Genomic DNA, 25,979 nt, shown 5'->3' with positions numbered 1-25,979 from the left:
TGCACTTGCCATTGTTCGGGTAAACGAAATACCGTCAGGCTGGTACAACCGTCCGATGCGTGCATGCGTTTTAATCGCCCGACTAAAAGGCCAGTTCTCTAAACCTCTTGCAACAACAGCTTTGCGAATTCCCACACAACAAGAACCTGCCACTCCAGCAACAACGCGCACAAGGGAATGCTCGTGCCCTGAGTCGGCAGTTCGCATGAATTCAGCGTACCATTCAAGCTCTCTACGAAGAGCGCCTAGTACTAGCGCTTCCCATTCGCTCTGAAACGATACGAACTTCCGACTCAGGACACTAGCCCGTATATTTCACCAAACCAGACAAAACCATCCTATAAACCCGTATTCACTCAGTGTTAATTAACGACCCACTTTGGTTCTTGCATACAATTGGCGGGTTTCAGTTCTGTGGTGTAAATAACGCGATGGGTTCTTCGACGCCTCTGAGTTCAAATTGACCAAGCGATTTCATCGGCTGCTGTGCAGCCAACGCCACTGGCTCGGTGACAAGCAATGGAGCGAGCGTTTTGCAAAGCGATTCAATGCGCGAGGCTTCATTTACCGCCGCACCGATGACCGTAAAATCCAGTCGGGAACTGCCGCCAATATTCCCATACAGAACACTGCCCATGTGCAGGGCGATCCCTGCCGATATGCTCTTGCGATACCCCGTCTGCTGTTCTCGCCAAGTACTCAACTTTGCCAACGCAGTTTGCGCCGCGTCAATTGCCTTAGTCGCGACAGTTTTGATCTCGGACTCCAGAGGAAACACAGCGAGAATAGCATCTCCAATGAATTTCAAGATTTCACCACCGCCGGATTCAATCGGCGCAGACATCACTTCAAAGTAGTCATCCAGTATTGCCACCAGCTCTTCCGAACTGCAACGGTCGCCTAGCGATGTAAAACCACGCATGTCGCAAAACCAAATAACAGCATCAATGCGCGTTCCCGTGCCGCGCTGAAACTCCCCTTGCAAGACGTGGTCAGCCGCGTTTGCACCCAAGTAAACCTGTAACAGTGATCGAGTCGCCATATCGGCCATAGCAACGCGCGCCTTCCAACTCAACGGCATGCAGTAAGAAATAAGGCTATCGATTTCGTCATTGGTGAACCCATCAGGTTGCTTTGTGGCAAATGTGATCCACGGTTGCTCAAATTTGTGATCGGTATGGAATGGAACAATGAGATAGTCGTTACCGCCTTCGTCGGCGATCTCTTGCAATAACGACATTTCCAACCCCTCTCCTTTTGCCAATTGCCAGCGCAATGGCTTGCGCGCCTGATGCATGCGTTCCCCTGGCGTGTTCAGGTAGGTAGAGGTTTGGGTTATGCCATGATCCCGCCGATATGCCTTAACGCCTTCGTTGTGCGACCATATCAATTGCGTGCCCCACAGTTCTGGGTGACGGGTTGGCAGCCAAAGGCTTGAACGGTAGACAGAAAACCCTGCGTTATTCAGCAAGGTCATAAAGGTTCCGTGCAGGTGCTCGGGCACCTGATCTTGTTCATCGTATTCCTGTAGCCAAGACGTTAAACGCTGCTCGGATCGCATCGATGGGCTCCGGCTGTGAGTAATGGTCAGCAGTATAGCTGTTCGAAAAAAAATAACTTTGAATCCAAAACTCAGGTTCTGTTGTTGGCAGTACAACGATCGATGCCTTAGTGATCCACTACCAGCTCCCTACCGTACTTTTTGTACGTTACCGAGGGGGGATATCATGAAACCTTTTTTGAGCCTTTTACTTCTAGTTGTGGCGGTAATGACGGCTTATCCTGCTTATGCCCACCAACCGATCATGAAGCTCGACGGTACAGGCAATGAAACATCGCCATTTGTCATCGAAGAACCCGAGATATCCAAAGCGATTTTTAAAGAGCTGGAGGGTAACCCACACTATTACACCCTCAGCAGCGAAACTGAATTCAGTTTCTATGCAGGTATTACCAAAGCGAAACTTGAGAACTGCGCGGTAGGTCAGACCTTTAGCTTTGATGTTCTTGACGCCGAAGGGAACCGTTTGTTTTTTGCTGATGGTGAGAATTTTGAATGGTGGGCATGGTACGAAGAATTCGGTAAAAACTGGTACTGGGTAGGCCCTGAAATAGGAGAAAACTTCAAGTCCAACCGAACTCTACCTGCTGGTACCTATACGATTAAAATCTACAACAAAAACAACAGCGGCCAATACTCTCTCGCTGTTGGTGACATTGAGCATTTTCCTATTGGCGTTATCGCACGAACAGCATTCCTAATGCCCAAGATAGAACGTCAATTCTGGAAAAACGCGAGTTGCACTAACGCCTCAAGCTAAGCAGGCTCATTTTAGGTATTGACTTATCACTAACTGAACGCACCCGTACTCTTAGATTTGCTCACTGTTACAGACTGAAGAGAAATTCTAGGGCACGTCTGATGAAATCAAAATTTCAAGGTGCTCAACAACCACTGATCGCTTCTGAAGACATTCTGTCGCTGTGTTTCCCGCGCTACAAGTCTCCCTCGAAAAGCTCTAAGAACCCCTATAGCTGTGCCAACATCTCCCTGAGTTTTTCAACCGGCTGTATGCCCAGATCATTACTGGTCCAGCCAAAGCCGTCGCCTTCAAACCGAGGGAAGATGTGTAAGTGGTAATGGTCGAGTTCGTTGCACTTGCCATTGTTCTGAATAAACGAAATACCGTCGGGCTGGTACAACCGTTCAATGCGTTTGAAGAGGTCACGGGCAACCTCGGTAATTTCAGCGTAAATGGTGTCCGGCAAATCGATAAAACTCTCATATGGTTTTACCGGGCAGATCAGAATATGCCCGACGTTGATCGGGTCGTGATCGGCGAATGCAATAACGTGTTCCGACTCATACACAATGGCGGCTTCTAGCTGCCGGGCTACTATTTGTTCAACGATAGTCAAGTAACTATTTCCTGCAGTGGTTGGTTTAGGAGTGTATCCAAATGACGCACCGATGGTAAAGCTGGCTTAAGGGCACCTCTAGAAAGTCCATCAGACTCTGGACTTAAGAACGAGGTTAGGGCTAGGCGAAAATTTGAAAACCTAACAGGCTAAGTTAAGAATTTTCAACAAACCCATAAGTTCGTTCTTAAGTCCTCGCAGGGCGCGGCCTAGCAACGCTCAATCCTTCGTTGAACACTTTGAAAAGGACTCGTCATTCCCTTCAGTGTTTGCCTCGTATTGCACGTTGCTAGTACACGCGCAGAGACCGACGGACTTTTTAGAGATGCCATTAACTCAATGCGTTGAGCGTGTGTTTCAACCGCCCGACAAATGGACCTGTTTTCAGAACCTCTTCCAACAGCACTTCGCCGACCTCATTGGATCTGCCAGGACCCAAGTGATTTTTTTAACCAGAGTGGTCCTAGCGAAAAATCAACTGCTAAAATACTCGGCTGGGCTCGGAGGCAATCCACCGTTAACAATAATATAGGCGGTTAAGTCGCCCAATATTGTCGCGAGAATAAAGCTCACCATGGCATAGCCTACTGCTTCAATACCGGTGGCATCCGCCCATTTCACCAGACAAGCGATCAAGAAGACAATAGAGGCCACGGTACCGATCGTCGGTATGGGCATGATGATATAAGCCACCACCACATAACCGAGCAAATGCCATAGTTTTGAATTTTTAAACATTTTCTTGCTGGCGATTATCATGAAAAGCAACGCAAAGGCCAGGTTACACACAAGTCCTAATAGATCCATAAAATTTCCTTTTTGTAACTACTACAATGACGGCCAACGACTTCCGATGGACGTGATTAAAAAAATAAAAATCTTAATTTCTGAACAGAAATCAATCTGACCCTAAGAATTGTATGAGCGCAGCTTTATGTGCATTTGCTTTCAGCCATGTTTTTATTTCCAGCGCTTTCTTGGCATCATCTTCACCAACGATCGCTTTCAATCTTTCAAGCTTCAGCGCGGCCATTTTTTCAGTCCGGACTTTCCGCTGCCATTGTTCGGTAAATACCGACGGTAGCTTATCTGCTAATTGCAAAGATTTGAGCAATGTCCATTCGCCACCATCAATCCAGGCTTCGTCACAGCTACTGCACAGATCAATCCGGTTATCGACAGAATCTGCTACAGAGTACTTGGTCATCAACTTGCTGCACTTCGGGCAACTCAGCGCGGTTTTGGTATCGTCTATCGCCTGAACTGCCGCTTCTTGGGTTGCGTCAGTTCCTGACAGTTCATGGGATTCAATCCAGTCGCGATAGTACAACAGCGATACAAAAGCACCGTCGCAATGCGTACATCCCATGGCGGGCAAGCCGTCATCTAGTTTCGTGGGTTTCAATTCAGTGTGTCGACACTTGGGGCACTGCATATCATCTCCTTATTTTTTTAAAAAATTTTGCTCAATGTAATGTCATGTGAAGAGAAAGTACATGATGTCAGTCGTACTTATAGAAATGCTGAAAGAAAAATATTACCGATACTCTAGGGTAACTCTACAAAGAGCGCCTTGTACTAGCGCTTCCCATGAGCTCTGAAACGATACGAACTTCCGACTCAGGACACTAACTGCCGCTTGATACGGGACAAGGCTACCTCCGTCATCCCGAGATACGACGCTATGTGATAAGCGGGCAAGCGGTTGGCGAGCTGGGGATTTGTGGCTATAAAATTTTGGTATCGGGTGGTGGCATCATCGAGCAATAACTCGGCTTCGCGTTGTTCCTTTTTCAGGGCCATTTGTTCGGCAATGGTCAATGCCAACGCTTGCACGGCTGGGGAGCTTTTTTTGCTGTCCCGCAACCATTGCGCGGGTATGGCTACCGCAACGGTGGGCTCCAGTGCAGCGATGGAAAATCGGCTGGGCTGGCTGAGAATAAGTTCACTCATGGCGCCGCAAAACCCTGGGGCCGGGATAAAACTTTTGTTGAACTCTTTACCCCGTTCGGTGGTATAGAAGTTTCGCACCAAACCTTGGGCGACGTACCAGAATACGCCTCGGGTTTCGTTTGCGGTCAGCAGTCGTTCATTCTTGGCAACAGACAGGACCCGCGTGGAGTCCAGAAATGATGGCCAATGAATGTCGTCATCCGTTAGCCAGCGTTGCAGATAGGTTTTCAGGCCTTGTTTGGCAAGGTCATTCGTCATCATCACCGAGCAGCCGCTGCATTCGCTCACGCTCTTCCTGCGCTTCGGCGAGCACCGCTTTAATTTCTTCCAGGACGCCATCGACATCCGCATCGCTTCCGTCGTCTTCAAATAAGCCCGTCAGCGGGGTATCGGGTTTCAGTTCACCTTCGGCAAACAGCGCCCACATTTCTTTGGCGTACTGACTTTCGGCGAGTTGCGGTGCGAATTGGGCGTAATATTGCGTCATTTTGTTCACATCGCGCGTGAACATGGCTTTAGCGTTGTTATTCGCGGCGGCATTTACTGCCTGTGGTAAGTCGATGATGACCGGGCCGTAAGCGTCCAACAGCACATTAAACTCCGACAGATCTCCGTGCACAATCCCCGCACAAAGCATCAGTTTGATGTAATGCATCACCAGCTCATGGTCTTCCAAGGCTTGCTCTTCGGTTAATATCACATCATCCAACCGCGGCGCGACGTCGCCTTCATCGTCGGTGACTAATTCCATGAGCAGAACACCATCGACACACCCAAAGGTCTCCGGGACTCGGACGCCGGCGGCTGACAGTTTGGCCAATGCATCCACTTCGGCGTTCTGCCAAACTTCTTCCTGCTGCTGGCGGCCATAGCGGGAACGCTTTTCCATCGCGCGGGCACGGCGACCACTGCGAACGGCACGACCTTCCTGATACTGCACTGCTTTCTTAAAACTACGTTTGACGGCGTCTTTATAGACCTTGGCACAGCGTATGGTATCGCCGCAGCGAACAATATAGATGTCGGCTTCTTTTCCGCTCATCAGGCGACTGAGCACTTCGTTGATCAAACCATCTTCGACAAGGGGTTGCAGGCGGCTGGGTACTTTCATGTCATCCTATACGTTGCTGAGTGGGGTTCGCTCAGCAGCTTACGGTGTTATGGCTCGCGAACTGAGGTATTCCGGCATAATAACCCATGACTCACACGGTTACACTCACCCTGTATCGAGTACCCATTTTATGCGCTCTGAGCGCATCGGGACTGCTAAACGGTCATTTTGAAACGTTGTGCTATATTGGAAGAGTCAGGGAAGGCTGCGACCAATGAAGACAAAAAGCCGCGTGTATCAAGCTCCTTTAGCCACTTTTATTATCTCCGCACTCGGTGTGATCGTGCTGAGTCTGGTCGTTCGAGGGAACTTGGTGGTCCGGCAAACCGATCAGAATATCCAAAACCAGTTTCAATATCAGGTTGAGATTCTCACTGAAAACGCCGGAACCTATATATCAGACGTTATTCATGTGTCCTTTACACCGCTAACGAAGAGCACGACCAAAGCTGGGTTCGGCCAGATTAACCATTGGTACCGGGTGACATTGGAAAACCAAACCGATGCCGTCGGCCACCTGCGTCTTATCATGGACAACCCGATTTTCGACAACCTGACACTTTACTACTTTGACCCGCGCTTTGATGACGTACAGGTGAGTTATTTTGGCGATACGCGGGACAACATCTCTCCAGAGCACCGGATCTTGCCTAATATCGCGTTTGACCTGGTTCCTGGTCAGGCCGCCAGTTTTTACCTGCATCTGCAAACCGACGGCTCACCCATTCTGTCGTTATCCTTGATGAGTGAAACCGGTTTTGAACAGTACAGCCGCATGCTGCACATTATCTGGGGAGCTTTCATCGGCATAGCGCTGATCCTTGGCGCCTACAATACCGTGCTGTTTGTAGGCCTGCGCGATTCGGTTTACCTTATTTATGTGGGCTACCTAATGGCTGTGCTGCTGACCATGGGGGTGATTCACGGCTATGGGTATTACCTGTTTTCAGAGTCTCTGCAACTTTGGTTCAGCAAACAAATTGTGCCGCTGCAAAGCCTTGTTGCTTTGAGTGCTCTGATGTTGGGTAAGCTGTTCCTGAAAATTTCACCCTCCTGCGGGGGCACCTATCGGCTCGCCAACGCGGTGGCGACCATACTCTGCCTGTTTTTCCTGATTGCGTTGTTCATCCCTGAGTCTTTGGCGGCCCCTATTTTTATCATCTTGCAGCTTGTCACATACGTCAGCGCATTTCTGATGATCCGCTATCGGTTTAAAAGCCGGATCCGCTGGACTCGCTACTATCTGTTTTCCTGGATTCCGTTTTTTATTGGCGCCGGCTTGGGCATGGGGCTATTTGCTGGATTGGTCGAATACAGCTTTCTCACCCGGCACACCTTCATTTTTTCGGTGCTGTTTGAATTGACCTTCATCTCGATGGCTCTGGCGGATCGCATGAGTGAAACGGAACGCAACCGTTTTTTTCTGGCCACCCACGACATAAAAACCAACCTGGCCAATGAATTTTACATTGAACAGAAGATCGAACAATTACGACAACGTCAGCAGACTTCTATGACCGCGCTGATTGCGATCCGCGTCACCAATTACGACCGCATTGTGCCCTATTTAACAGAACCGGATCGTCGCCTGCTCTTGAAACAACTGACGGTGCAGTTTGCCCTGCAGATCGATCAGTACGCCAAGCTGATCCCGCTCGACGAACTGACCCGGACGCACGTGTCGGTCGTCAACGATAATACGTTTTTCTACTTGGCGACGGTTGCGTCCGAAGCCGTCTTCGAAACGCTGATGAACCAGCTCAGCAACAAAGACAATTACAACCCTTTGCAAAGTGTGATCCCATTCCGCGTGCAATGCACTTTCTCTGCCCGGCTGCTGGATGAACTGACGTTCGATTCGCAAACGTTGCTTAACAGCGTCAAGGAAGGCATCAACAATGCGCTTGAGCATGGCTTGCCCATGCAGATTTACAGCGAGGAAAAAGAAACCCAGAATGCCCGAGGCATCAAACTGGCACAGGCTTTGGAAACCGCCATTCAACACAATCAATTGCAGTTGTATTACCAGCCTCAGCTGTGTTTATTCGACAACCGTGCCTGCTGCAGCGAAGTGTTACTGCGCTGGACTCACGAAGACCTAGGCTTTATCCCGCCGATGGAATTCATCGATATCGCTGAAAAAACGGGCCTGATTCGCCAACTGACCCTCTGGGTTATCGAACAAACCTTCCGTGAGCACGGAGAACTGGCCACCATAAGCGCCCTACCTATGTGCACGTCTATTAATATCTCCGCCATCGATTTGTCGCGGCCGGGCTTTGCCAACGATGTTATTCTGCTGGCGCAGAAACATCAGGTCGCATCACAACATTTTACACTTGAAGTGACTGAGACCTCTCACCAGCAAGATCAAGGAGTCTTTACCCAGAATCTGATCGCGTTAAAAAAAGATGGTTTTCATCTGGCGATTGATGACTTTGGTACTGGGTATTCATCGTTAACCTACGTCAGTGATTTGCCTTTTGATGAATTGAAAATAGACCGCAGCTTCGTCAAAGACATGGTCAGTTCGCAGCGGCAACAGCAAATCGTTCAGGCCACCATCGACATGGCCACTCAACTGGGTCTGACAGTCACCGCAGAAGGTATTGAAGATAAAGAGACACTCGAAGCACTAAGAAAGGCGAACTGCCATAAAATTCAGGGCTATTTTTACGAGAAACCCATGCCTTACACACACTATCAAACTTGGCTGAAAACGAAGCGATTGACTCTCACACCGTAACTGCCGGCTGCTGCGCGATACGATTTGCCATGGCGTTGAGTGCTTCTGTACGAGTGGCGGTAAACAACAAAGTGTTCTCTATGGGTTGAGTGCCCGCTTTGGCCAATGTTTTTAACGGTTGAAAATTCAACCGGCAGATCACCAAAAAAACGCCTGTCGCCTGACACTGACTGATCAACCGGTTTAACGCCGACAAGCCACCGGCATCTAGTAACTGCACGCCTTTCAAGTCGAGCATAATGGCGTTCGCCGATTTGGTCTCAAGCGCCAGTTCGGCAAAAATTCGCTCAGCAGCGGCGAAAAACAAAGGCCCTTCAATGCGGAAACCATGCGCGCCGGACAATTCAGATGACCACTCATCGTTGATACGGGTCAAGCGCGTCAGTTTTGCCAGTTGCTGCATAAACAACACGGCAGACAGCAAGATACCCACGGTAATGGCAACAACCATGTCGAACATTACGGTCAGGGAAAAACAGGTAACAAAAACCCAGATGTCTTCCTTTGGTGCCGTGCGGATAAGATGCAACGCCTTGGGTGCTTCGCTCATATTCCACGCCACCAACAACAACAATGCGGCCATGGCCGACATCGGCAACCAGGCCAACACTTCGGTTAAAAACAACAGGGCCAGTAACACCACCAACGAATGAATAACCGCCGACAGCGGTGACTGCGCTCCGGCTTTCAGGTTGGCTACAGAACGGGCTAACGCTGCAGTTGCGGTAAAGCCACCGAAAAAGGGTGTGATCAGATTACCAATACCCTGACCGAGCAGTTCACTGTTGGCACTGTGCTTTGAACGGGTCATGCCGTCGAGCACCACGGCGCACAACAGCGATTCAATAGCACCTAACATGGCAATAGCAAAGGCAGCGGACAACAATGCCTGTACGGTGGGAAAATCGAACTGCAGCGATGCACTGCCGGGCAATTGCATCTGCCAGGGCCAATGAAACGCCGGTAAAGCAGCCGGGATACCCTGCCCGACCTGACCATCGGCCGTCAGGTATTGAAATGCAGAACCAATGGTCGCAATGTCGTAACCATTCTTTGATAACTGAAAAGCCACCAAGGTTCCGAATAACAGCGCAGGAATATGCGCGGGGATTTTCCGCGTGATCCATGGAAATAAAACCAAACCCGCCAGTGTGCTGAGCCCAACAACCAGTTCCGACCAATAGAGGTTGGGTAGCTGGCGGATGATCACCGGTACCTTATCGATAAAATGATTGGGCAGTGTATCGATCGGCAAACCAAAAAAATCTTTAAACTGCAGCGTCGCGATAACCACCGCAATTCCCGCAGTAAACCCCAACGTAACCGGTTCCGGGACGTACTCAATAAAGCGGCCTAGTCTCATAAGCGCCATCATCACCAGAATCGCCCCGGCCATGATGGTGGCAACCATCAAACCAGCTAACCCGTAGGTTTGCACGATCGGTAACAGGATGACGACGAACGCGGCCGTGGGTCCACTGATAGACAGTGCCGACCCTCCGGTCACTGCAATAATCAAACCCGCCACTATGGCCGTATACAAGCCGTACTGTGGCGGTAAACCGCAGGCAATGGCCAATGCCATAGAAAGAGGTATCGCAATAAGCCCCACCGTGGTACCAGCGACCAAATCTTTACCCAACTGCTGCCGGGTGTAATGGCCGGACAAAAACGTGCTGCGCGCTGCATGCCCCACACGCAATGAAAAAAGATGCGGGCGAATATGCGGCATAGCAGACTCCGGGTTAAGACATAAGGAGGGGAACGCAGAAACCCGGCAACAGAGAACAACATTATCGGTGCGTTACAAGGCCGCCATAGTAGAACCAGCGTGCATAAATTTCAATGACGGTCTCAGTGCCTACCCGGTGCATTACCCCTTAACGGCCGCTTTATATCGTTCAATACTGGCAGCAGGCCATAACTCGCTGAACCGGTAAAAGGCGTCCATGATGGGTTTGCCATCGGTGAGTGATACCCAGGGTAACTTGGTGCTGGTATAAATGTGCACATCAGGTGGACAAAGAGCAGGCGGGCTCAATGTGCCCACGCGGACAAACGCCACTTTGTCATGGGCACCGGCATAGTGACTCCACAGCGCCACTTTGCACAACGGGCATCGGGCGACATCTTGTCCGCCACCACTTGCAGTTGGCAGCTTAGTCATTTCAACGTCGCCCTGAGTCACGCGCAATTGCGTTGATTCAATGAGCGCGTTTAACGCAAAGGCCGAACCGGATTCGCGCTGACACCAACTGCAATGGCAACAGTGCACAAACATCGGCTCTTGTGCTAATTCGTAATGCACGTTGCCACAGGTGCATTGTCCTTGTGCAAACACGTTATGAATGAGGTCGGTCATGTGATAACTCCTTTTTCAACGTTCGTTCAGTTCAGCTTGTACCATCTTTTTAATTTTGACGGCTTTTTCAAAGTGATCCAACCGATGCGTTTCGATCCACCAGCGGGCCGCTTCCATTAAACGTTCTGGGTCGTCATTCTTATTGGCAAAAAAAGCGTAGAAGGATAACCCGACCTTCTCACCTTTTTGCGCAATTTTAGCATCGCATACGCGGATCATCTGGCGTTGTAATTCAAGTCGCATGGGTGTTTCCTGTTTAATCGTGACACGCCAAGGTGGGTTCAACCGGTTTTCGCCGGCCCAATACAGAATAACCTTGTTACCAGAAGGATCTCGCAAAACTGCCTCCCGCCATAAATAAGGTTCGTCCTTGGGTTCTTGTTCAAACGCAATGCCCCGGGCTTGCAGTTGGGCGACCCAGTCATCCAACGCTTCATGTTCAAAATACAGGGTTGCGCTATTGCGAAAAGAAGTCTCGTCTAACATCAGCGAAAAGGTTGAGTCACCTGCCGGGCAAGCAAAACGTGCGTAGTGTGGGGTGTCGACAATCTGCGTGAAGCCGAGCGTCAGGTAAAATTGGGTCGCCGCGACCATGTCGCGTACCGGCAGCGTCACTTGGTTCATATTCATAGGTGGTCCTTAAAGTAACGGCGTATGACCATAACGAACCACCGCCGGTTAGGCAACGACACCGAACAGGCTGCCGACACCCGCTGTCAGTACCCTGGCCAAGGCTCCCCCAAAAAAGTCACCCGTGTGGCGCCGATGAACATAGACGCCCCCCGACTTTTGCAGCAATTGCACCCAACATAGCCAGGAACACCTGCCAGTAAAACGTTCGACTGCGTGGCACTTGCCGCAGCCACACAAATAATCAAACTGGCCGTTGAAACAATGCCATCGTTAGCACCGAGTACAGCCGCTCGCAACCAACCCGAACGATGAGAGCGATGGTTTTCTTCATGAACCATGGGAGCACCTCAACAATGGCGCAAAGAACCGTACTGGCGGTATAGCAAACTGACCGGGGTAACAGGTGAATCAGAATGCGTCCGAAAAATCCCCCAGGCAGCACTAACCCGATGGGGTTCCGCGACTCACACGCGCACACCTTTCTCTGAGTTTGGGATACAACAAATTCCCGGGCAATTGGGCTGGATTTTGCCTGCGCCATAGTTACACCAAAAAAGTAACAAACCAGCGCACCAACGAATTCGCTTTTAATCCCAACCTCAGTACGAAGCGAACCGGTTTCAGTGATTTCTCCGTCCTGGCCAAAGTACACAACCGCACAAGCCGGGTCTGAACAGAAATAATAGCCTTGCTCTTTTGTCAGCCATGCCCATGGCGCGTTAATGTGGTTTTTTATCGTTAAAGCAGAGACCAGACCATATTTTCTATCATTAACCGGGCAAGTGTATTTCTTTGGAAACGAACTCTGCGAAGAGTTTGAGATATTGGAGGATTTGGAACAACAATCGGACATGCTCAACTCCTGTTTATGTTTGCGGAGAGGCAGGTAACAATGCCCGCGACAAAAACATTGCGTGACATTTATATTCGGTCAGCCCGTTTCCACATACGCTGATCAGTTTAGTTTAGCGTACCAGACACAAGAATCCCGACCTCGTCAGCGTTTAGCTACCGCAGTGCAGCCGAAATAAAGACAAGATGACATAGACGACATAAACAAAAAAACAATGTCATTCCCTCTAAGTCCCCGAATCAAAATTGGGTATTTCTTAGTTCTCATGGATCAAAAAATGGTGAGTGGCTAAAAAGCAAAAGAAGCGTCTGCTACCGCTGAAATGCAGACGATTTATGAAACTTAAATGCGCCCCCATGTCTCTATAAGGATACTAAAAGCGTGACACAACGCAGCATAACAAGAGCGTTGAATACCAAGCGGGATTACGTTGTTTCTTTTTTACAAGACAGGTTAATCATGAGGGTGTTCACTGAATTGTTTCGCCCCGTCACCAATCTCAAACCAGCTTGGCTTTTCGGATACAAATTCATGAAATGAATTTCTGATGTCAATCTCACTGTCAATACAATGCGCATTGATTGGAAAAGAGTCCATGTCCGACAAAATTTCCCCAAGTGATGTTCCGCAAACAGAGCAAAAACACCGATCATATTTATACGGTGGCGCAGCCTTGAAGGTCTCAATATTTTCCCGGCCAGCGGTAATCTGAAACGCATCTGATTTAACGAAGACCAACGAGCTAGCGCCGACTTTACGGCATCGACTGCAATGACACATCCCCATCATGCTTGGCATTTCTGACATTTCAAATTGCACTATTCCACAACAACAGCTTCCTTTAATCATATGGCACCTTTTATTAAGTGGGATTTGGAGTGCAAAAGGTTAACACAAATACTGTATATACAAACAGCCAATACCAATTATGTTTCAGATTCCCTGATACTCACATTCGCGTTCGTTTCACCATAGACATAAACATTTCTTTCATTGGGTTTTGCAGACGTTTTGTTGAACCTATAAAAAAACCGCCACGAGGGCGGTTTTTTCCATGCGTTACCCGAGTTAAACGCTGCGTTCCCAGACATCGCGCAGACCAATGGTTTTGTTGAATACCAGATGATTCGGTGAGTGTTCATAACGGTCGGCCACAAAGTAGCCTTCGCGTTCAAACTGGAAGCTCTGCTCTGGCTCAGCCATCATCAGGCTCGGCTCCACAATGCACCCTTCAATAATTTGCAGGGAATCCGGGTTGATGTGATCCATGAAGTCGTTATCACCTTTGTCTGGCGTCGGGTGATTAAACAGACGGTCATACACACGGATGGTGGCCGGTACGCCATGCTCAACCGAGACCCAGTGGATTACGCCGCGTGGTTTGATACCGTCGACATTCGCGCCAAGTGAGCCTTCAACAATGGTGGCCTTGATTTCAACCACGTTGCCGTCGGCGTCTTTGCTGAACTCTTCGGCTTTAATGATGTAAGCCCCACGCAGACGCACATAGTCTCCCGGCACCAAGCGCTTGAATTTCTTTTTCGACAAGGTGCTGTCTTCGTTGAAATCTTCCTGGTCGATGTAAATTTCCCGGCTGAACGGTATTTCCCGCTCACCCAGCTCGGGCTTCTGTGGGTGTTCTGGTTGGGTGACCATTTCGTGGTGACCTTCGGGCAGGTTGGTCAGCACCACTTTCAAAGGTTTCAAGACGGCCATGGCGCGAGGTGCGTTGTCGTTCAGGTCATCGCGGATCGCGGCGTCGAGCATGCCGAGATCGACCACGGTACCCACGGCACGTGAAATACCAGACATGTCGATGAACTTTCGGATCGACGCGGGCGTCACTCCGCGACGGCGCATACCGGCAATGGTTGGCATTCGCGGGTCGTCCCAACCAGCGACCACGCTTTCATCGACCAGCTTTTTTAGTTTGCGTTTGCTGGTGACGGTGTAGTTTACGTTCAAGCGCGCGAATTCAATCTGCCGTGGTTTGCTGGGCACCGGCAGGTTATTCAGGAACCACTCATACAGGGGACGATGATCTTCAAACTCCAGCGAACACAGTGAATGGGTCACGCCTTCTTGCGCATCACCCTGACCATGAGCAAAGTCGTAGCTTGGGTAAATACACCATTTATCGCCCGTCTGGTGATGATGCACTTTACGGATACGGTAGATGATGGGATCGCGCAAGTTGATGTTGGGCGAGGCCATATCGATTTTCGCACGCAGCGAACAGGCGCCTTCGTCAAACTCGCCATTTTTCATTTTCTCGAACAGTTCGAGGTTTTCGTCGACACTGCGGTCCCGGTTCGGGCTGTTTTTTCCCGGCTCGGTCAGGCTGCCACGGTATTCACGCATCTGCTCAGCAGACAGGTCACACACATAGGCATTACCGTTTTTGATCAGATGCAGCGCGTATTCATAGAGCGTATCGAAATAGTCGGAGGTGAATTTCACCTTGCCGTTCCAGTCGAAACCCAGCCAACGAATGTCTTCTTCGATGGCATCGATGTACGCCTGCTCTTCTTTTTCCGGGTTGGTATCGTCGAAGCGCAGATTCGTTTGGCCCTGGAATTCTTGCGCAAGTCCGAAATTCACACAGATCGCCTTGGCGTGGCCGATGTGTAAAAAACCATTAGGTTCCGGTGGGAAGCGAGTCACGATGGTCTCGTGCTTACCAGACTTCAGATCATCGCTGATGATCGTTCGCAAAAAGTTAGACGCATTTTCAGTCATTGAATGTTTCTCTTAATTTCCAGGGCATAGGAACGGCTGATTATAACGATTCGGCTCCGGTTAAACAGTGGGCTTGGCGAGATTTCCTGATCTAAACCTGTACAAATGACGAGCCAGACGGAATCATAGTGCGACAACGTTACTGAGGCCTGATCATGGATTACCCAATTATCACCACTGAACGGCTGCGTTTGCGCGGTTGGGCAGAGTCCGATCTGGACGCTTTCGCAAACCTCAACGCGAATGCCGACTTTATGACCTATCTGGGCGACCGCAAGCCCATTGACCGCGCCGAAAGCTATCGCGTCATGATGATGCTGGTCGGTCACTGGGCGCTGAAAGGCTATGGTCTGTGGTTGGTGGAAGACCGTTACAGCCACGAATTTATCGGCCGGGTGGGCCTGTTATACCCCGAAGGCTGGCCGGCATTGGAAGTTGGCTGGGGCATTCATCCGAACCATTGGGGCAAGGGTTTCGCCACTGAGGCCGGCTCTGCCGCTGCCGACTGGGCGTTCCAGAGCTTGGGCTGCGAGTCATTAATATCCATTATCGACCCGAACAATAACGCCTCCAAAGCCGTCGCTGTGCGAATTGGAGAACAATACGACCACAATGAGTTTGTGAAAGACCGCGATTGCGAAATCTTTAAAATGACCAAAACTGACTTCTACCAGCACAAAGCCTGAGGAGGCACGATGATTGCCAAGGGAACCTTTTCCGTCAGCATGACGCCAGCAGAGTCTCACATCCGCTTTAACGAGCCCGCTCAGTTTGGGCAACTGGCGTTGAATAAAACCTTTAATGGGGAGTTGGAAGCCACCAGTGTCGGCCAGATGATGAGCGTTCGGCTGGCGGATTCCGCATCCGCTGGTTATGTCGCCTTGGAGCAAGTTACCGGCATGCTGGCCGGGCACAAAGGCAGCTTTGTGTTGCAACATTTTGGGGTCATGACCGCCAGTAACCAGCGGTTGATTTTGGAAGTGGTACCGGACAGCGGTACCGATGAGTTGGCCGGGTTGAGTGGTGAGATGACCATCGAAATCAAGGATGGGCAGCATTTTTATGAATTGACGTATGAGATGCTGTAACTCATTTGTGGCGATGCAATTGCGGAAGTGCAACCCGAACGCTCCAGAACGATTTCTTCTTTCCAAAAGAGGTGTCCGTCATGTCAGCCCAAGCAGACACGACGGAACGGTTTTTTACGCTTTTGCCGATCATGGTATTAACCGAAGCTAGAGAAGCTTTTTTATTCTCAAAAAAAGAGGCAGCGAATAATTCACGACCACATTATTCGCTGACATTCCCTCCGACATGACTCCTCAGTGATTCATTTGTGTAGCAGCAACTTCACGTTCGCGGCGAATTTCACTAATCCCTAACCAGGTCATCAGCAGCGCACCGGTTCCGGACATCATCATTACCAGTAGCCAAACGTCATTTACACTTCTCGCTTCAATGACGTGCCCCATGATCACCGGCGCAAGACCAAACCCCATGCCGAATATCAGCGGCAATATGCTGTTAATGCGTGCGCGGTGCGATTGCGGCGAATGCGATGCGATGTAGGCATTGGCGTTGGTCGAACTGAGAATCTCTCCCAATGTCCAGATAACCGTGGTGCCCAGGAATACCCACATATTCGTGGCCCAATAAATGGCACCGAACCCGATCACAAACAAGGCGCCAGCCATCGCGACATTAAAGATGGCGTGTATCTGTTTGGTCAGTGCAATCACAAAGGGTGTTAACAGCAACACAGTCACTGCGTTCACGGTCATAACCCAACCAAAGTTACGTGCGCCAAAGTCGCCGAACAGATGTTCCAGTTGTAATGGCAAACTGAAAAATAACTGTGCGTAACAAAAGGTGAGCAGAAAGTTCGCCAGCGTGAACCAGATCAAATAGGGTCGTGCCAGCAACACTGGCCAGACAGAACCTTCAACGGAGGCTTCTTTGTCATTATGCGCCTGCGTGTTTTCATCTGGCCTGGATTCGCTGACAAAAAACAGGATCAGTACTGCGGCCACCAGCGTGGTCAGACCATCGCCCCAGAACATCCATTGCGCGTGGTTCAAAAACAGAAAACCGGCAATCAACGGCCCGACCGCAATGCCCATGTTGTGACCAAGATAACTCAAACTGAAAGCTGTCTTTCGTTGCTCAGGTGGGGTTAAGTCGGTGATCAATGCCGACGATGTTGGGTCTATCGCCCCCATACATAAATACGCCACGATAATAAATGGAATGATCTGCGTCGACTCAGGAAAGAACCCACAGATAATCCAGGATACCGCAGAAACCACTTCGGCGATGAGGATGATTTTTTTGCGTCCAAACGTATCCGCCAGTTTTCCGCCCAGCAAAGAACCCGGTACGTAACTGAACGACGCAGCGGACACCAGAATACCCGCTTGCGCTGCGGTCAAACCCATTTTCTGAGTCAAAATTAATGTCAGCATCGGCATAATGAACGCTCCGGCGGAAGCAATGGCCCGCGCGGTAGCAAGAATGTATAGGTCGCGGGGCAATCCGCGATATTGAGTAAAAGCGCTTTTCATGTTGGATCCTTACAAGCCGGTCGCGTGTTGTAACACGCGTATGCAAATTGCTCAATAACTTGTGACGAAGCGTCGTTTTTGGTCTGTAAACGGCAGAAAGAACGGATCAGCGCTTCCCGTTCGTCTTGCGGGTGAGCTTTTATTTCGTGAGCAACCAACACGCGGATCAACGGTGCGTTTAATGTTGTTAAGGACTAAACCGGTTCGACGATTCGGGTTTGTTTCATGAAAATGGATCTTTCAGAGTTTTTTCCAGGGGGAACCCCTTGCACCCGAATGTCACTTGATTATGCAGGTGTAGTTAATATTTTCGGCATTCGCATCAATGCGTGACTTAGTTTCAACGAGATTTTATTTACTTCAAGTACTAAATCCGCTCCGAAGACTATGATTCCATTTTTAACCAAAAGATCTCTTCGAGGATTTTTCTTTCCAAGGGGAGATCCCCTTGATCCGGCCTTCACCAGAGGTGAAGTCGTTAAAATCGAATCGAAGCCCATTGGGGCTTCGCTTTTAATCGATTTTAACCCCCCTTTTGTCGCCCGCTTTGGTGTTCTTCCTTCATTGCCACTTTCTTCGAACGGTCGCTTGAGCGTGCATCCCTGCACGCGCGGCGCTTCCAAGGGCATCCATGCCCTTGAATCCGTTGCGACGTGACAATTAAGTCAGCCAAAGCAGATGCGACGAAACGGTTATTTACGCCATGCATTGGTACATAGAATTTGGAGGTTAGTTTTATCTATCGAGAAAGTGACTCATGCCATTGTTTACCCGCCTCTCAAACGACCACGTGAAGCAAATACCGTAGATATTAACTGCATCAGCTTGAGTAAATGCCATTCGGTGCTGCCCCCTTGGAGAGAAAAATAACCTAAGAGCGTCTCTCGACAAAAACCAAACACACCTCAACACGCCAGTTAGTTCCCTAACAATAAGAATCAAGCAGTCAAACCCAATCGCAGTAGCGCTCGAAATTCAGAATTATCAGCTAAAGGAATCACACGAATGTACCTGATGCTTTGTTTCGTATTGCGCCGCTTACTTTCATCTGCACGACACGACAATCGTTTAACGTGTCGGCGTCATCATCCTGTCACTATGGTTACGCAATATTCGGCTAACCCTCTGCGTCTATGCCATCCAGAGATTGTTCAACCTCTCACTGTCTCAAAAGGAGCACAGGATGCGTTTTATTTTTACAAAAACCCTAATGGCAATCGCCTCGTTGTTGGTCACTACGACGGTATTTGCACAACGCCCGGATATTACGGTGATGGCCTACAACATCATGCAACTTCCGGTTCAAGACTGGGATCAACAACAACGGTTGGCGCATTTAAGCGATGCGTTGCACGCCATGCCAGAGATGCCTGATGTAATTGTATTCAGCGAAGTGTTTACCGATGACGCATACGAAACATTGCAGTCAATGAATCAGACGTACCCTTACCTGACGCCGGTGGTCGGTTTGTCCTGCCACGGCGGTGGTTGGCAGTCAACGGCGGGAAATTGTTCCAACAGTCCTTTTGTAATCCGTGGTGGTGTTGTCATTGCCAGTCGCTGGCCGATTGTTACGCAACATCAGCTGGTGTTCCGCGCCAGTTTGTCTGGGTCTTGGGACTATCAGTCGAATAAGGGCGCTGCTTATGTGGAGATCGACTCTGGTGCCGGTCGCTTTCACATAGCGGGCACGCATCTGCAAGCCACGCACGATGACAAGGCCGATTCAGAACACGACATTCGAATGCAACAGCTCACCGAAATTCGCCAATGGCTGGATGAGTTTCAGATTCCCGACAACGAACCCGTTATTCTGGCCGGCGATATGAATGTGGACTTCGCTCACAAAACGCAGGTTGCTCAGATGCTGTCCACCAGCCAAACGGTATTGAATTTTGATGCCAGCAATGGGGCGGCTTCGTACCCAGAAGACAATTGGATGTCACGTGCCTACAACTATTACTTTAATACGGATATCTGCTACAACGATACGCTCGATTATGTGTTGGAACGTCGCGACCATTTGCAGGCTAAAAACACACCGGCCATGACTGTTGTTCCGTTAAAGTCACCTGAGGCTTGGCATTGGTCTTACCTGCAAGGCTGGTGGCCTTTGTGCGGTGGCTGGCAGTGGCACGATGGCAATACGACGGATCTATCCGACCATTATCCAGTGATGACGACATTCCAGTATGCGCGGTAGATGACCTGGCGTCAGCACGGGAATAAACAGAGGATTTCAGGATCAATGCAGCAGCGAGTTGCCGCCGTATTTCGGAAAGAAATCCAACTCCGGAAAACGTTGAGCGACCGCTTTAGCGATGGTCTCAGCATCCTGTCCTTTTTCAATCAGGTTTTCAATAAACGGTTCGGCACCGCCAGGCAGATATTCTTTTTTACAGGTTAGGTACGCGACAACATCGTCTATGGTGACCATGGCAATTCTCCTGTGTTTTTAAGTTCGGTCGAATCGACTAAAAGAGCCTCCAATGTATCACCCGATGGTTCGGAAAACGACCTTTCTGCCCATCACAAAAATGCACTGGGGGTTTTACCGGTAAAGGCTTTGAAGTCTTTGATGCAGTGAGCCTGGTCGAAATAGCCCAACCGAAGGGCCAGATCCGCCCAATGCGGGTTGTCTGCGTTCATCATAACGTCGGCCATCTGCTGCAGGCGGAATAAACGGATCACCCACTTTGGTGTCAGTCCGATGGTGCCTTTGAATAGTCGCTCCAAACTTCGGAGGCTGATGTGTTCCTGAAGCGCCAAGTCTTCTACACTCACGATATCGTGTTGGTGCTGAATGCGATGCACGATATCGTACGCTTGCCCGGCACGGGCCAGCAGGTTGCTATTGGCGGCAGGTAGTGCAGATTGCAATAACCCACTCATGTGCACGATAGCGGTTTCGACTCGGTAATCAGCTTCCATGGTGGCTTCAAATTGCGCAGAAGTGGTATCAAACAAATAAGACAGATCCCAGGTTTTTTCTGTCGTTACATGCGCCGGAATTCCGGAAAACGCACTAAAGAAACCACTCTTGAACCGCGCGCCCAAGACAAATCCCTGGCCGAAAATCTGCTTTTCGAAACTGCCTTTGACAGGTCCAAAAATTCCCGTCGCGTGGCGTTCATAAACAATGTGCGCGCAGGGGTAAGGAATATTGACCGAGGTAAAGGACTCCCCTTCGGCTAACTGCCAGTGGACCGACCAAAAATATTCCAGGTAGGGTCGCAATGGGTCTGGAATGTCATGGCGGGCAAGTTTAATCGGGCGCTGCGCATTACTGAGCAAGCCGCTGGCCTTGGGTGATGTCATGGTCGATAGGATTCTCGGTGACAAACAAGTACCGGAGTATACCGTTTAGGCAGGTAAAGTAAGGCAGATTTTCATTCCGGCCTGCTCGGTTTGCAGGGTCTTTGTCCCACCATAACTGTTCGCCAGCTTGCAGCAGCTCATCGAATGCGATACCGACTAAGACAACAAAACAGTGCGTTTAGAGTACCGACGAACCCTGCCTAGAACCGAAGAAAAAACCATAATCAAGCCTCATTCACTGCACAATACCTGCACAATTGCCCTCTACACTGCGGGATAGGTTCAAAACAACACAGGAGAGACAACCAATGATCATCAGACAGGCAAAAGGGCTGGGCGCATTATCGCTCATGGCAGCGACCATGGGCGCGGCTCAGGCTGAGACATTCAAGGTGGATGTGTGGGCGGACAACTGGTTCGCGTTTTACGCCAATGAGCAAAAAATTGCCGAAGACTCTGTCTCGATCATGACCGAGCGGTCGTTTAACGCAGAAACCTTTACCTTCAGCGCAACGCTGCCGGTTCAATTGAACTTTATTGTCAAAGATTACAAAGCCAACAACACCGGGCTGGAGTACATCGGTACAGCTCGTCAACAGATGGGCGATGGCGGTTTTATTGCCCAATTTACCGACACCGCGACCGGTAAAGTCGTAGCGGTGACCAATCGACAGTGGACCTGCCTGCCCGTCCACCAGGCTCCGTTGAACAAATCCTGCGCGCGTTCGTCGAACCCGGAAAACAGTTGTGACTACGCCGAAACCCCTCCCCCGTCAAACTGGCAGAGCATCGACTTTAACGACAGTGAATGGCCAGCTGCCGTGGAATATTCCGAAGCCCAGGTACGCCCAAAAGATGGCTATAACCGCATCCGCTGGAATTCCCAAGCCAAACTGATCTGGGGTCAGGACCTGGAAACCGACAACACCTTATTGTGCCGGTTGACCTTATCAACACTGTGATTGGTATGGTCTGACAAACACCTCAAGTGTCCTGAGTCAAAAGTTCGCTTGAATTCAGCGAGCCATTCAAGCTTTATAGCTAGGCGTGTCTTGCAGTCAATGGTTGTTCCATTGACAAGAGACAGAACAACGCTAGAGAACTTGAATGTCGCGCCCAAAGGGAGCTAATGGAAGATACTATTACGGCGTTGCTCTTCTTGAAAAGATCTCGATATTCTCTACAAAGAGCGCCTTGTACTAGCGCTTACCATTAGCTCTGAAACTTTACGAACTTCCGACTCAGGACACTAGCTGGTCAGAAAACGCTCCGTTCAGATACTGCGCATAACCTCGAAGGCCAGCTATGTGACGTTCCCGCGAGGTTATCGACAGGGTTATCCCCACTTTCTGTGGATAACGAAAACGCCCAGACGCCACGCCATAGACACCGCCAGTTTGAGGCCATCGACTGTCGTTTTTTTACAATACCGACGAGCTTGCAAAGATTAGTCTGGTGTTCCGTTAACTCAGGACAAGAGCAACCACACCATGATCAAATGCACCTTTAGTGTCAGTAATTGGCAGGAAGACACCGTGAAACCAATAGCCGACGGCACCTTGAAGAAAGCCTCCGTCACTTACGCCTATAGCGGAGATATTACGGGTGAAAGTGAAGCTGAATTCTTGCTGCTGTACCTCCCTGATGGCAGTGCAAGCTTCACCGCGGTGGAACACATCCGTGGGATGTACCAGGGCGAGCCTGTCACTCTGGTACTGAATCACCACGGCATGCATACCGCCAATGTTGCCGAAGGGCAGTGTAGTGTCACCTACGCCACCGGTGCATTGCGGGATTTCAGAGGCACTGGGAAATACGCCGCCGATGCGGCGACGGTTGAGATGACATTAAGGGCACCGCTATAAAGTCCGTCGATCTCTGCGCGTGTGCTAGCAGCGTGCAAAACAAGGCAAACACTGAAGGGAACGAGTCCTTTTCAAAGTGTTTAACGAAGGTTTGTGCGTTGCTAGCCCGCGCCCGTTGGGGACTTATGAACGAGCTTATGGCTGTGTTGAAAATTCTTAACTTAGCCAGGTAGGGCAACTCTGATTAATTCAAATCACCTTAGTCTTATCAGATCGAAGGATGAGCGAAGCGTGTGTTGCAGGGATTGGCGAGTCCTTTTCAAAACACACAACAATGCTCAGTCGTCGATCTGAAAGACCCGGAGGGCGGGGCTGAAATGGCAAATTTTGTTGTTAAGTCCTTTGCCAAGATAATGAATATTGCCTGCAGAACTTGCCTCGAACTTTGCGCAATTCTTCACCTGCTGAGGTAGATAGAAATTATTCAGAGTTGCCCTTGGTTTTCAAATTTCCGCCTTGCCCTAAGCGCGTTCTTAAATCCAGAGTCAGATGGACTTTCTAGAGGTGCCCTTAAGTTAACAACCACGAAACAACAATCGGCTCAGCGGTGAAACCGCTGAGTACCGAACACCGCAATTCATCTTCAAGCGTTTGGATGCACAAACGCAAACGCTCCCCTATACTTGCTAAACCACAAGCGTCCTCAACTTGGCACATTATCCATGAATGCACGTTCCCTGCCCCTTATCGAAGGCATCGCCACTAATACCGTATTCAATAAAGAAGCCTGGCAGTTGGTCACAGAACAACTGGTCGAAAGTTTTAACCTGCAAATCAGTCATATGATGATTCTGAATAAGCAAAGCATGGGACTGCGTTTTCATGTTGACGCTGGCCAGCGAATCAACGACGAACTGGCTAACAGCTACATGAACCATTACATCAACTCCGATCACTTACTGCACCGAGTATTAAATGCGCCGGCGGACCAGTTTTACACCATTGCCACCTTACCAGACGCGGAAGTCGCTTACGCCAGTGAACATTTTCAGGAATGGGCGAAACCCCAAGGGCTCATCGACTCCGCCGCAGCGTGTTTGATTTCCGACAATGACTGGTTGGGTTTGCTTATCTGCAATCGCAGCGAAACGGAAGGCCCCTTCACAGCACTGGAGATCGAACAACTAAACCAGCTGCTGCCCCGTTTGCAACAGGGTGCTTTGCACTCGTTTTCTATGGAGCAGTCGGCCAATGATCATGCCCGCATAGAGGCGTTGGTCGAAACCTTTCGCATTCCTGTGGCGATCTTGTCAGAGACCGGGACCATCAACGCGATGAACACCAGTATGCGCACGTTGATCGAGTCGGTACCAGACTTGGACATTCAGAATGGCCACATGACGTTGAAGAATAAGAACGTCGAAAAACTACTATATTTAAGCTTGGTTAAAACCGCGAAGCGCATCGAGGGCTATAACTTTACCCGTGAAGAGGAAGAAAACCTGCAGGTGTCTGACCATCTGTTCTTTGGGTTTCAACCGTTGATGAATAACCACATATCCGACAAACCCGTTTTTACCGGCGTGATGATTTATGCTGTCTCCCCTAATTTGATCAAACCCATTCAGGCTGAAAAACTCTCGGCAATTTTTGGATTAACGCAAAAAGAAGCGGCCGTCGCTCAACAACTTGCACAGGGTCAGGCATTGAAAACCATTGCGGAAGCTGAGCGTATTTCACTGAATACAGTGAAATTTCACCTGAAAAACATTTTCGAGAAAACCGGATGCAGCAGCCAACTCGCGCTCAACAATCTGATCAACAGCATACCGTTCAGTACCTAAAGCGATGCCGGTCACAATCTGCTAGCTTTTTGACGAAAAACTCAACTTGGGACGTCAAAAATGCTGCAGCAAAACTGAGCAGGTTACAGTGATTAACCGCTCAACCGACTAAAACGGCCGCTTACACGATCATCCCGTGCCGGCGCTTTACCGAGCTGCCTTATTTATCAACAATGGTTCAATAAGACCGGTGCAGCACGGGAAACTCACTGCCATGAATAAAGATAAACTAGAAGTGGTAAAAAACGTTATTCAAACCAGTCACCTGACCAATAGAATGGTGGCGGAAGCGTTCGGGTTTTCGTCAGCCGACGCATTGAATGTGGAGTTTCTGAATACCTTTGGTATGAGCGTGGCGGAGTTCCGTGAACGATGTAAAAGCTCGCCACCGTCTGAAGAAGAAACCCAATCTCACACAGGATAGATGAAGTCGAAAACACCCGCGAACGGGTTGAGCGGGGCGCTTCGAATGGTACTTACTAAAGCAGAACTAATTTATTTCTCCGGCATTTGTATCATGCAGTAACATAGCCTCATTTGGAGATATTCGCCGTCATTGGCCAAACCGGACAGACGATTCGGGCTCACTTTTTCAAGCATCCCCGCCTGACCAACCTGTGAGACGTAAATTGCTTCGCGTGGTCGTTTAAAAGGCGGGAAAACTTCAAGCGCTACCTTCTCAAAAACAATTACGAACCAGCAAACTCTATTTAGCCTGATCAGGTGTAAATAACCCTACCGTCGCATCCGTTTTGGCTGACTTAATTAACACGTCGCAACGGATTCAAGGGCATGGATGCCCGGAAAGCGCCGCGCGTGCAGGGACGCACGCTCAAGCGACCGTTCGAAGTCAGTGGCAATTAAGGAAGAATACCAAAGCGGGCGACAAAAGGGGGTTCAAGGGGATCGCCCCTTGGCAAGAAAAAACCACGAAAAGAAACCTTGGTTATGAACCGAACCAGAGTCGCAAAGCGGGTTGATTCTTCTCAACGAGAAACCCACGTAAAACGAAATTACGAGTACTCTAGAAAAATAAATTCACGGGCTATAGGCAGCTTAAGCAATAGCCTTTCACGCCAGCCCTGGTTGCACCAGTTCTCATTCTATGATGTTCTAGCGGAAAATGTTCTGGAAC

26 protein-coding genes and 1 pseudogene are annotated in these 25,979 nt (G+C 49.6%); 10 read left to right on the top strand and 17 right to left on the bottom strand.

All coding sequences use genetic code 11. The features are described 5' to 3' along the window. Positions 1 to 406 precede the first annotated feature (406 nt). The gene (locus tag IYN85_RS22680) at positions 407 to 1,561 is read right to left on the bottom strand and encodes an adenylate/guanylate cyclase domain-containing protein (RefSeq protein ID WP_196161251.1); all 1,155 of its coding nucleotides are present in this window, start codon (positions 1,559 to 1,561) and stop codon (positions 407 to 409) included. Between the two features lie 166 nt (positions 1,562 to 1,727). Here IYN85_RS22680 and IYN85_RS22675 point away from each other — a divergent pair, with 166 nt between their 5' ends. Next, positions 1,728 to 2,321, top strand: a complete 594-nt coding sequence (locus IYN85_RS22675; RefSeq protein ID WP_196161250.1) for a hypothetical protein — start codon at positions 1,728 to 1,730, stop codon at positions 2,319 to 2,321. 208 nt (positions 2,322 to 2,529) lie between these two features. Here IYN85_RS22675 and IYN85_RS22670 read toward each other — a convergent pair whose 3' ends face one another. The 5 genes from IYN85_RS22670 to IYN85_RS22650 form a co-directional block, all read right to left on the bottom strand. Then, on the bottom strand, positions 2,530 to 2,919 hold the full coding sequence (locus tag IYN85_RS22670) for an HIT family protein (protein WP_196161249.1): 390 nt from the start codon (positions 2,917 to 2,919) through the stop codon (positions 2,530 to 2,532). Between the two features lie 474 nt (positions 2,920 to 3,393). Continuing rightward, positions 3,394 to 3,726, bottom strand: coding sequence for a hypothetical protein (locus tag IYN85_RS22665; protein WP_196161248.1), 333 nt, complete (start codon positions 3,724 to 3,726; stop codon positions 3,394 to 3,396). Positions 3,727 to 3,817: 91 nt separating this feature from the next. Then, positions 3,818 to 4,354: a zf-TFIIB domain-containing protein gene (locus IYN85_RS22660; protein ID WP_196161247.1), complete on the bottom strand. Its 537-nt coding sequence runs from the start codon at positions 4,352 to 4,354 to the stop codon at positions 3,818 to 3,820. A gap of 185 nt (positions 4,355 to 4,539) precedes the next feature. Next, the gene (locus IYN85_RS22655; protein WP_196161246.1) at positions 4,540 to 5,133 is read right to left on the bottom strand and encodes a Crp/Fnr family transcriptional regulator; all 594 of its coding nucleotides are present in this window, start codon (positions 5,131 to 5,133) and stop codon (positions 4,540 to 4,542) included. Continuing rightward, positions 5,120 to 5,983 (bottom strand): PA4780 family RIO1-like protein kinase, encoded by an 864-nt coding sequence (locus IYN85_RS22650; protein ID WP_196161245.1) that lies wholly within the window; start codon positions 5,981 to 5,983, stop codon positions 5,120 to 5,122. The genes IYN85_RS22655 and IYN85_RS22650 overlap by 14 nt, the downstream gene beginning before the upstream one ends. Before the next feature lie 214 nt (positions 5,984 to 6,197). Here IYN85_RS22650 and IYN85_RS22645 point away from each other — a divergent pair, with 214 nt between their 5' ends. Beyond that, positions 6,198 to 8,729 carry an EAL domain-containing protein gene (locus IYN85_RS22645; protein ID WP_196161244.1) on the top strand — a complete coding sequence of 844 codons (2,532 nt, stop codon included), beginning with the start codon at positions 6,198 to 6,200 and terminating at the stop codon, positions 8,727 to 8,729. On the opposite strand, the gene dauA is transcribed toward IYN85_RS22645, so the two are convergent. From dauA to IYN85_RS26530, 3 genes are all read right to left on the bottom strand, one after another. Continuing rightward, positions 8,719 to 10,461, bottom strand: a complete 1,743-nt coding sequence (gene dauA / locus IYN85_RS22640) for a C4-dicarboxylic acid transporter DauA (RefSeq protein WP_196161243.1) — start codon at positions 10,459 to 10,461, stop codon at positions 8,719 to 8,721. The two genes, IYN85_RS22645 and dauA, sit on opposite strands and share 11 nt — an antisense overlap. Before the next feature lie 141 nt (positions 10,462 to 10,602). Beyond that, positions 10,603 to 11,091 (bottom strand): GFA family protein, encoded by a 489-nt coding sequence (locus IYN85_RS22635; protein ID WP_196161242.1) that lies wholly within the window; start codon positions 11,089 to 11,091, stop codon positions 10,603 to 10,605. Between the two features lie 15 nt (positions 11,092 to 11,106). Continuing rightward, entirely contained in the window at positions 11,107 to 11,721 is a 615-nt protein-coding gene (locus IYN85_RS26530) for a DUF6500 family protein (protein ID WP_196161241.1), read from the bottom strand. A gap of 24 nt (positions 11,722 to 11,745) precedes the next feature. Between IYN85_RS26530 and IYN85_RS22625 the strand changes: the two genes are divergently transcribed. Continuing rightward, entirely contained in the window at positions 11,746 to 11,904 is a 159-nt protein-coding gene (locus tag IYN85_RS22625) for a hypothetical protein (protein WP_196161380.1), read from the top strand. On the opposite strand, the pseudogene IYN85_RS22620 reads toward IYN85_RS22625, so the two are convergent. The 4 genes and pseudogenes from IYN85_RS22620 to IYN85_RS22610 form a co-directional block, all read right to left on the bottom strand. After that, positions 11,898 to 12,020 (bottom strand): annotated as a pseudogene (locus tag IYN85_RS22620) (VIT1/CCC1 transporter family protein); the annotation flags it as partial. The gene IYN85_RS22625 and the pseudogene IYN85_RS22620 sit on opposite strands and share 7 nt — an antisense overlap. Beyond that, entirely contained in the window at positions 11,966 to 12,577 is a 612-nt protein-coding gene (locus tag IYN85_RS26525) for a hypothetical protein (RefSeq protein WP_370592239.1), read from the bottom strand. The pseudogene IYN85_RS22620 and the gene IYN85_RS26525, both read right to left, overlap by 55 nt. Before the next feature lie 453 nt (positions 12,578 to 13,030). Beyond that, complete coding sequence (locus IYN85_RS22615; RefSeq protein WP_230390935.1) at positions 13,031 to 13,357, bottom strand: GFA family protein; 327 nt, start codon at positions 13,355 to 13,357, stop codon at positions 13,031 to 13,033. Between the two features lie 288 nt (positions 13,358 to 13,645). Then, positions 13,646 to 15,316: a glutamine--tRNA ligase/YqeY domain fusion protein gene (locus IYN85_RS22610; protein WP_196161239.1), complete on the bottom strand. Its 1,671-nt coding sequence runs from the start codon at positions 15,314 to 15,316 to the stop codon at positions 13,646 to 13,648. 155 nt (positions 15,317 to 15,471) lie between these two features. Here IYN85_RS22610 and IYN85_RS22605 point away from each other — a divergent pair, with 155 nt between their 5' ends. Then, positions 15,472 to 16,002, top strand: coding sequence for a GNAT family N-acetyltransferase (locus IYN85_RS22605; protein ID WP_196161238.1), 531 nt, complete (start codon positions 15,472 to 15,474; stop codon positions 16,000 to 16,002). A 9-nt stretch (positions 16,003 to 16,011) separates the two neighbouring features. Beyond that, positions 16,012 to 16,404, top strand: coding sequence for a DUF3224 domain-containing protein (locus tag IYN85_RS22600; RefSeq protein WP_196161237.1), 393 nt, complete (start codon positions 16,012 to 16,014; stop codon positions 16,402 to 16,404). Positions 16,405 to 16,638: 234 nt separating this feature from the next. Here the strand turns inward: IYN85_RS22600 and IYN85_RS22595 are convergent, their stop codons facing one another. Together IYN85_RS22595 and IYN85_RS22590 are read right to left on the bottom strand one after the other, a co-directional pair. Beyond that, on the bottom strand, positions 16,639 to 17,877 hold the full coding sequence (locus IYN85_RS22595) for an MFS transporter (protein WP_196161236.1): 1,239 nt from the start codon (positions 17,875 to 17,877) through the stop codon (positions 16,639 to 16,641). 287 nt (positions 17,878 to 18,164) lie between these two features. Then, positions 18,165 to 18,506, bottom strand: a complete 342-nt coding sequence (locus tag IYN85_RS22590; RefSeq protein WP_196161235.1) for a hypothetical protein — start codon at positions 18,504 to 18,506, stop codon at positions 18,165 to 18,167. 554 nt (positions 18,507 to 19,060) lie between these two features. On the opposite strand from IYN85_RS22590, the gene IYN85_RS22585 reads away from it, so the two are divergent. Further along, positions 19,061 to 20,080 carry a sphingomyelin phosphodiesterase gene (locus tag IYN85_RS22585; protein WP_196161234.1) on the top strand — a complete coding sequence of 340 codons (1,020 nt, stop codon included), beginning with the start codon at positions 19,061 to 19,063 and terminating at the stop codon, positions 20,078 to 20,080. A gap of 42 nt (positions 20,081 to 20,122) precedes the next feature. On the opposite strand, the gene IYN85_RS22580 is transcribed toward IYN85_RS22585, so the two are convergent. Together IYN85_RS22580 and IYN85_RS22575 are read right to left on the bottom strand one after the other, a co-directional pair. Beyond that, complete coding sequence (locus IYN85_RS22580; protein WP_196161233.1) at positions 20,123 to 20,314, bottom strand: hypothetical protein; 192 nt, start codon at positions 20,312 to 20,314, stop codon at positions 20,123 to 20,125. 92 nt (positions 20,315 to 20,406) lie between these two features. Beyond that, the gene (locus tag IYN85_RS22575) at positions 20,407 to 21,195 is read right to left on the bottom strand and encodes an AraC family transcriptional regulator (RefSeq protein ID WP_196161232.1); all 789 of its coding nucleotides are present in this window, start codon (positions 21,193 to 21,195) and stop codon (positions 20,407 to 20,409) included. Positions 21,196 to 21,503: 308 nt separating this feature from the next. On the opposite strand from IYN85_RS22575, the gene IYN85_RS22570 reads away from it, so the two are divergent. The 4 genes from IYN85_RS22570 (at position 21,504) to IYN85_RS22555 (ending at position 25,268) form a co-directional block, all read left to right on the top strand. Beyond that, the gene (locus tag IYN85_RS22570; RefSeq protein ID WP_230390924.1) at positions 21,504 to 22,157 is read left to right on the top strand and encodes a PEBP family protein; all 654 of its coding nucleotides are present in this window, start codon (positions 21,504 to 21,506) and stop codon (positions 22,155 to 22,157) included. A 528-nt stretch (positions 22,158 to 22,685) separates the two neighbouring features. Next, positions 22,686 to 23,060, top strand: coding sequence for a DUF3224 domain-containing protein (locus IYN85_RS22565; protein WP_230390923.1), 375 nt, complete (start codon positions 22,686 to 22,688; stop codon positions 23,058 to 23,060). Between the two features lie 662 nt (positions 23,061 to 23,722). Further along, entirely contained in the window at positions 23,723 to 24,844 is a 1,122-nt protein-coding gene (locus IYN85_RS22560; protein ID WP_196161230.1) for a helix-turn-helix transcriptional regulator, read from the top strand. Between the two features lie 214 nt (positions 24,845 to 25,058). Next, positions 25,059 to 25,268 carry a hypothetical protein gene (locus tag IYN85_RS22555; protein WP_196161229.1) on the top strand — a complete coding sequence of 70 codons (210 nt, stop codon included), beginning with the start codon at positions 25,059 to 25,061 and terminating at the stop codon, positions 25,266 to 25,268. Positions 25,269 to 25,979 lie beyond the last annotated feature (711 nt).

Origin of the sequence: Reinekea sp. G2M2-21 (assembly GCF_015687175.1) — a bacterium.
In the GTDB taxonomy this organism is placed as follows: domain Bacteria; phylum Pseudomonadota; class Gammaproteobacteria; order Pseudomonadales; family Natronospirillaceae; genus Reinekea.
The sequence above is the reverse complement of the archived record's forward strand: the minus strand, read 5'-3'. Positions and strand labels throughout refer to the sequence as shown.

Excerpts from the sequence above, each read along its gene's own strand:
- IYN85_RS22680 (WP_196161251.1), bottom strand. The coding sequence starts at position 1,561 with ATGCGATCCGAGCAGCGTTTAACGTCTTGGCTACAGGAATACGATGAA.
- IYN85_RS22675 (WP_196161250.1), top strand. The coding sequence starts at position 1,728 with ATGAAACCTTTTTTGAGCCTTTTACTTCTAGTTGTGGCGGTAATGACG.
- IYN85_RS22665 (WP_196161248.1), bottom strand. The coding sequence starts at position 3,726 with ATGGATCTATTAGGACTTGTGTGTAACCTGGCCTTTGCGTTGCTTTTC.
- IYN85_RS22660 (WP_196161247.1), bottom strand. The coding sequence starts at position 4,354 with ATGCAGTGCCCCAAGTGTCGACACACTGAATTGAAACCCACGAAACTA.
- IYN85_RS22655 (WP_196161246.1), bottom strand. The coding sequence starts at position 5,133 with ATGATGACGAATGACCTTGCCAAACAAGGCCTGAAAACCTATCTGCAA.
- IYN85_RS22650 (WP_196161245.1), bottom strand. The coding sequence starts at position 5,983 with ATGAAAGTACCCAGCCGCCTGCAACCCCTTGTCGAAGATGGTTTGATC.
- IYN85_RS22645 (WP_196161244.1), top strand. The coding sequence starts at position 6,198 with ATGAAGACAAAAAGCCGCGTGTATCAAGCTCCTTTAGCCACTTTTATT.
- dauA (WP_196161243.1), bottom strand. The coding sequence starts at position 10,461 with ATGCCGCATATTCGCCCGCATCTTTTTTCATTGCGTGTGGGGCATGCA.
- IYN85_RS22635 (WP_196161242.1), bottom strand. The coding sequence starts at position 11,091 with ATGACCGACCTCATTCATAACGTGTTTGCACAAGGACAATGCACCTGT.
- IYN85_RS26530 (WP_196161241.1), bottom strand. The coding sequence starts at position 11,721 with ATGAATATGAACCAAGTGACGCTGCCGGTACGCGACATGGTCGCGGCG.
- IYN85_RS22625 (WP_196161380.1), top strand. The coding sequence starts at position 11,746 with ATGACCATAACGAACCACCGCCGGTTAGGCAACGACACCGAACAGGCT.
- IYN85_RS26525 (WP_370592239.1), bottom strand. The coding sequence starts at position 12,577 with ATGTCCGATTGTTGTTCCAAATCCTCCAATATCTCAAACTCTTCGCAG.
- IYN85_RS22615 (WP_230390935.1), bottom strand. The coding sequence starts at position 13,357 with ATGTGTCATTGCAGTCGATGCCGTAAAGTCGGCGCTAGCTCGTTGGTC.
- IYN85_RS22610 (WP_196161239.1), bottom strand. The coding sequence starts at position 15,316 with ATGACTGAAAATGCGTCTAACTTTTTGCGAACGATCATCAGCGATGAT.
- IYN85_RS22605 (WP_196161238.1), top strand. The coding sequence starts at position 15,472 with ATGGATTACCCAATTATCACCACTGAACGGCTGCGTTTGCGCGGTTGG.
- IYN85_RS22600 (WP_196161237.1), top strand. The coding sequence starts at position 16,012 with ATGATTGCCAAGGGAACCTTTTCCGTCAGCATGACGCCAGCAGAGTCT.
- IYN85_RS22595 (WP_196161236.1), bottom strand. The coding sequence starts at position 17,877 with ATGAAAAGCGCTTTTACTCAATATCGCGGATTGCCCCGCGACCTATAC.
- IYN85_RS22590 (WP_196161235.1), bottom strand. The coding sequence starts at position 18,506 with ATGCCCTTGGAAGCGCCGCGCGTGCAGGGATGCACGCTCAAGCGACCG.
- IYN85_RS22585 (WP_196161234.1), top strand. The coding sequence starts at position 19,061 with ATGCGTTTTATTTTTACAAAAACCCTAATGGCAATCGCCTCGTTGTTG.
- IYN85_RS22580 (WP_196161233.1), bottom strand. The coding sequence starts at position 20,314 with ATGGTCACCATAGACGATGTTGTCGCGTACCTAACCTGTAAAAAAGAA.
- IYN85_RS22575 (WP_196161232.1), bottom strand. The coding sequence starts at position 21,195 with ATGACATCACCCAAGGCCAGCGGCTTGCTCAGTAATGCGCAGCGCCCG.
- IYN85_RS22570 (WP_230390924.1), top strand. The coding sequence starts at position 21,504 with ATGATCATCAGACAGGCAAAAGGGCTGGGCGCATTATCGCTCATGGCA.
- IYN85_RS22565 (WP_230390923.1), top strand. The coding sequence starts at position 22,686 with ATGATCAAATGCACCTTTAGTGTCAGTAATTGGCAGGAAGACACCGTG.
- IYN85_RS22560 (WP_196161230.1), top strand. The coding sequence starts at position 23,723 with ATGAATGCACGTTCCCTGCCCCTTATCGAAGGCATCGCCACTAATACC.
- IYN85_RS22555 (WP_196161229.1), top strand. The coding sequence starts at position 25,059 with ATGAATAAAGATAAACTAGAAGTGGTAAAAAACGTTATTCAAACCAGT.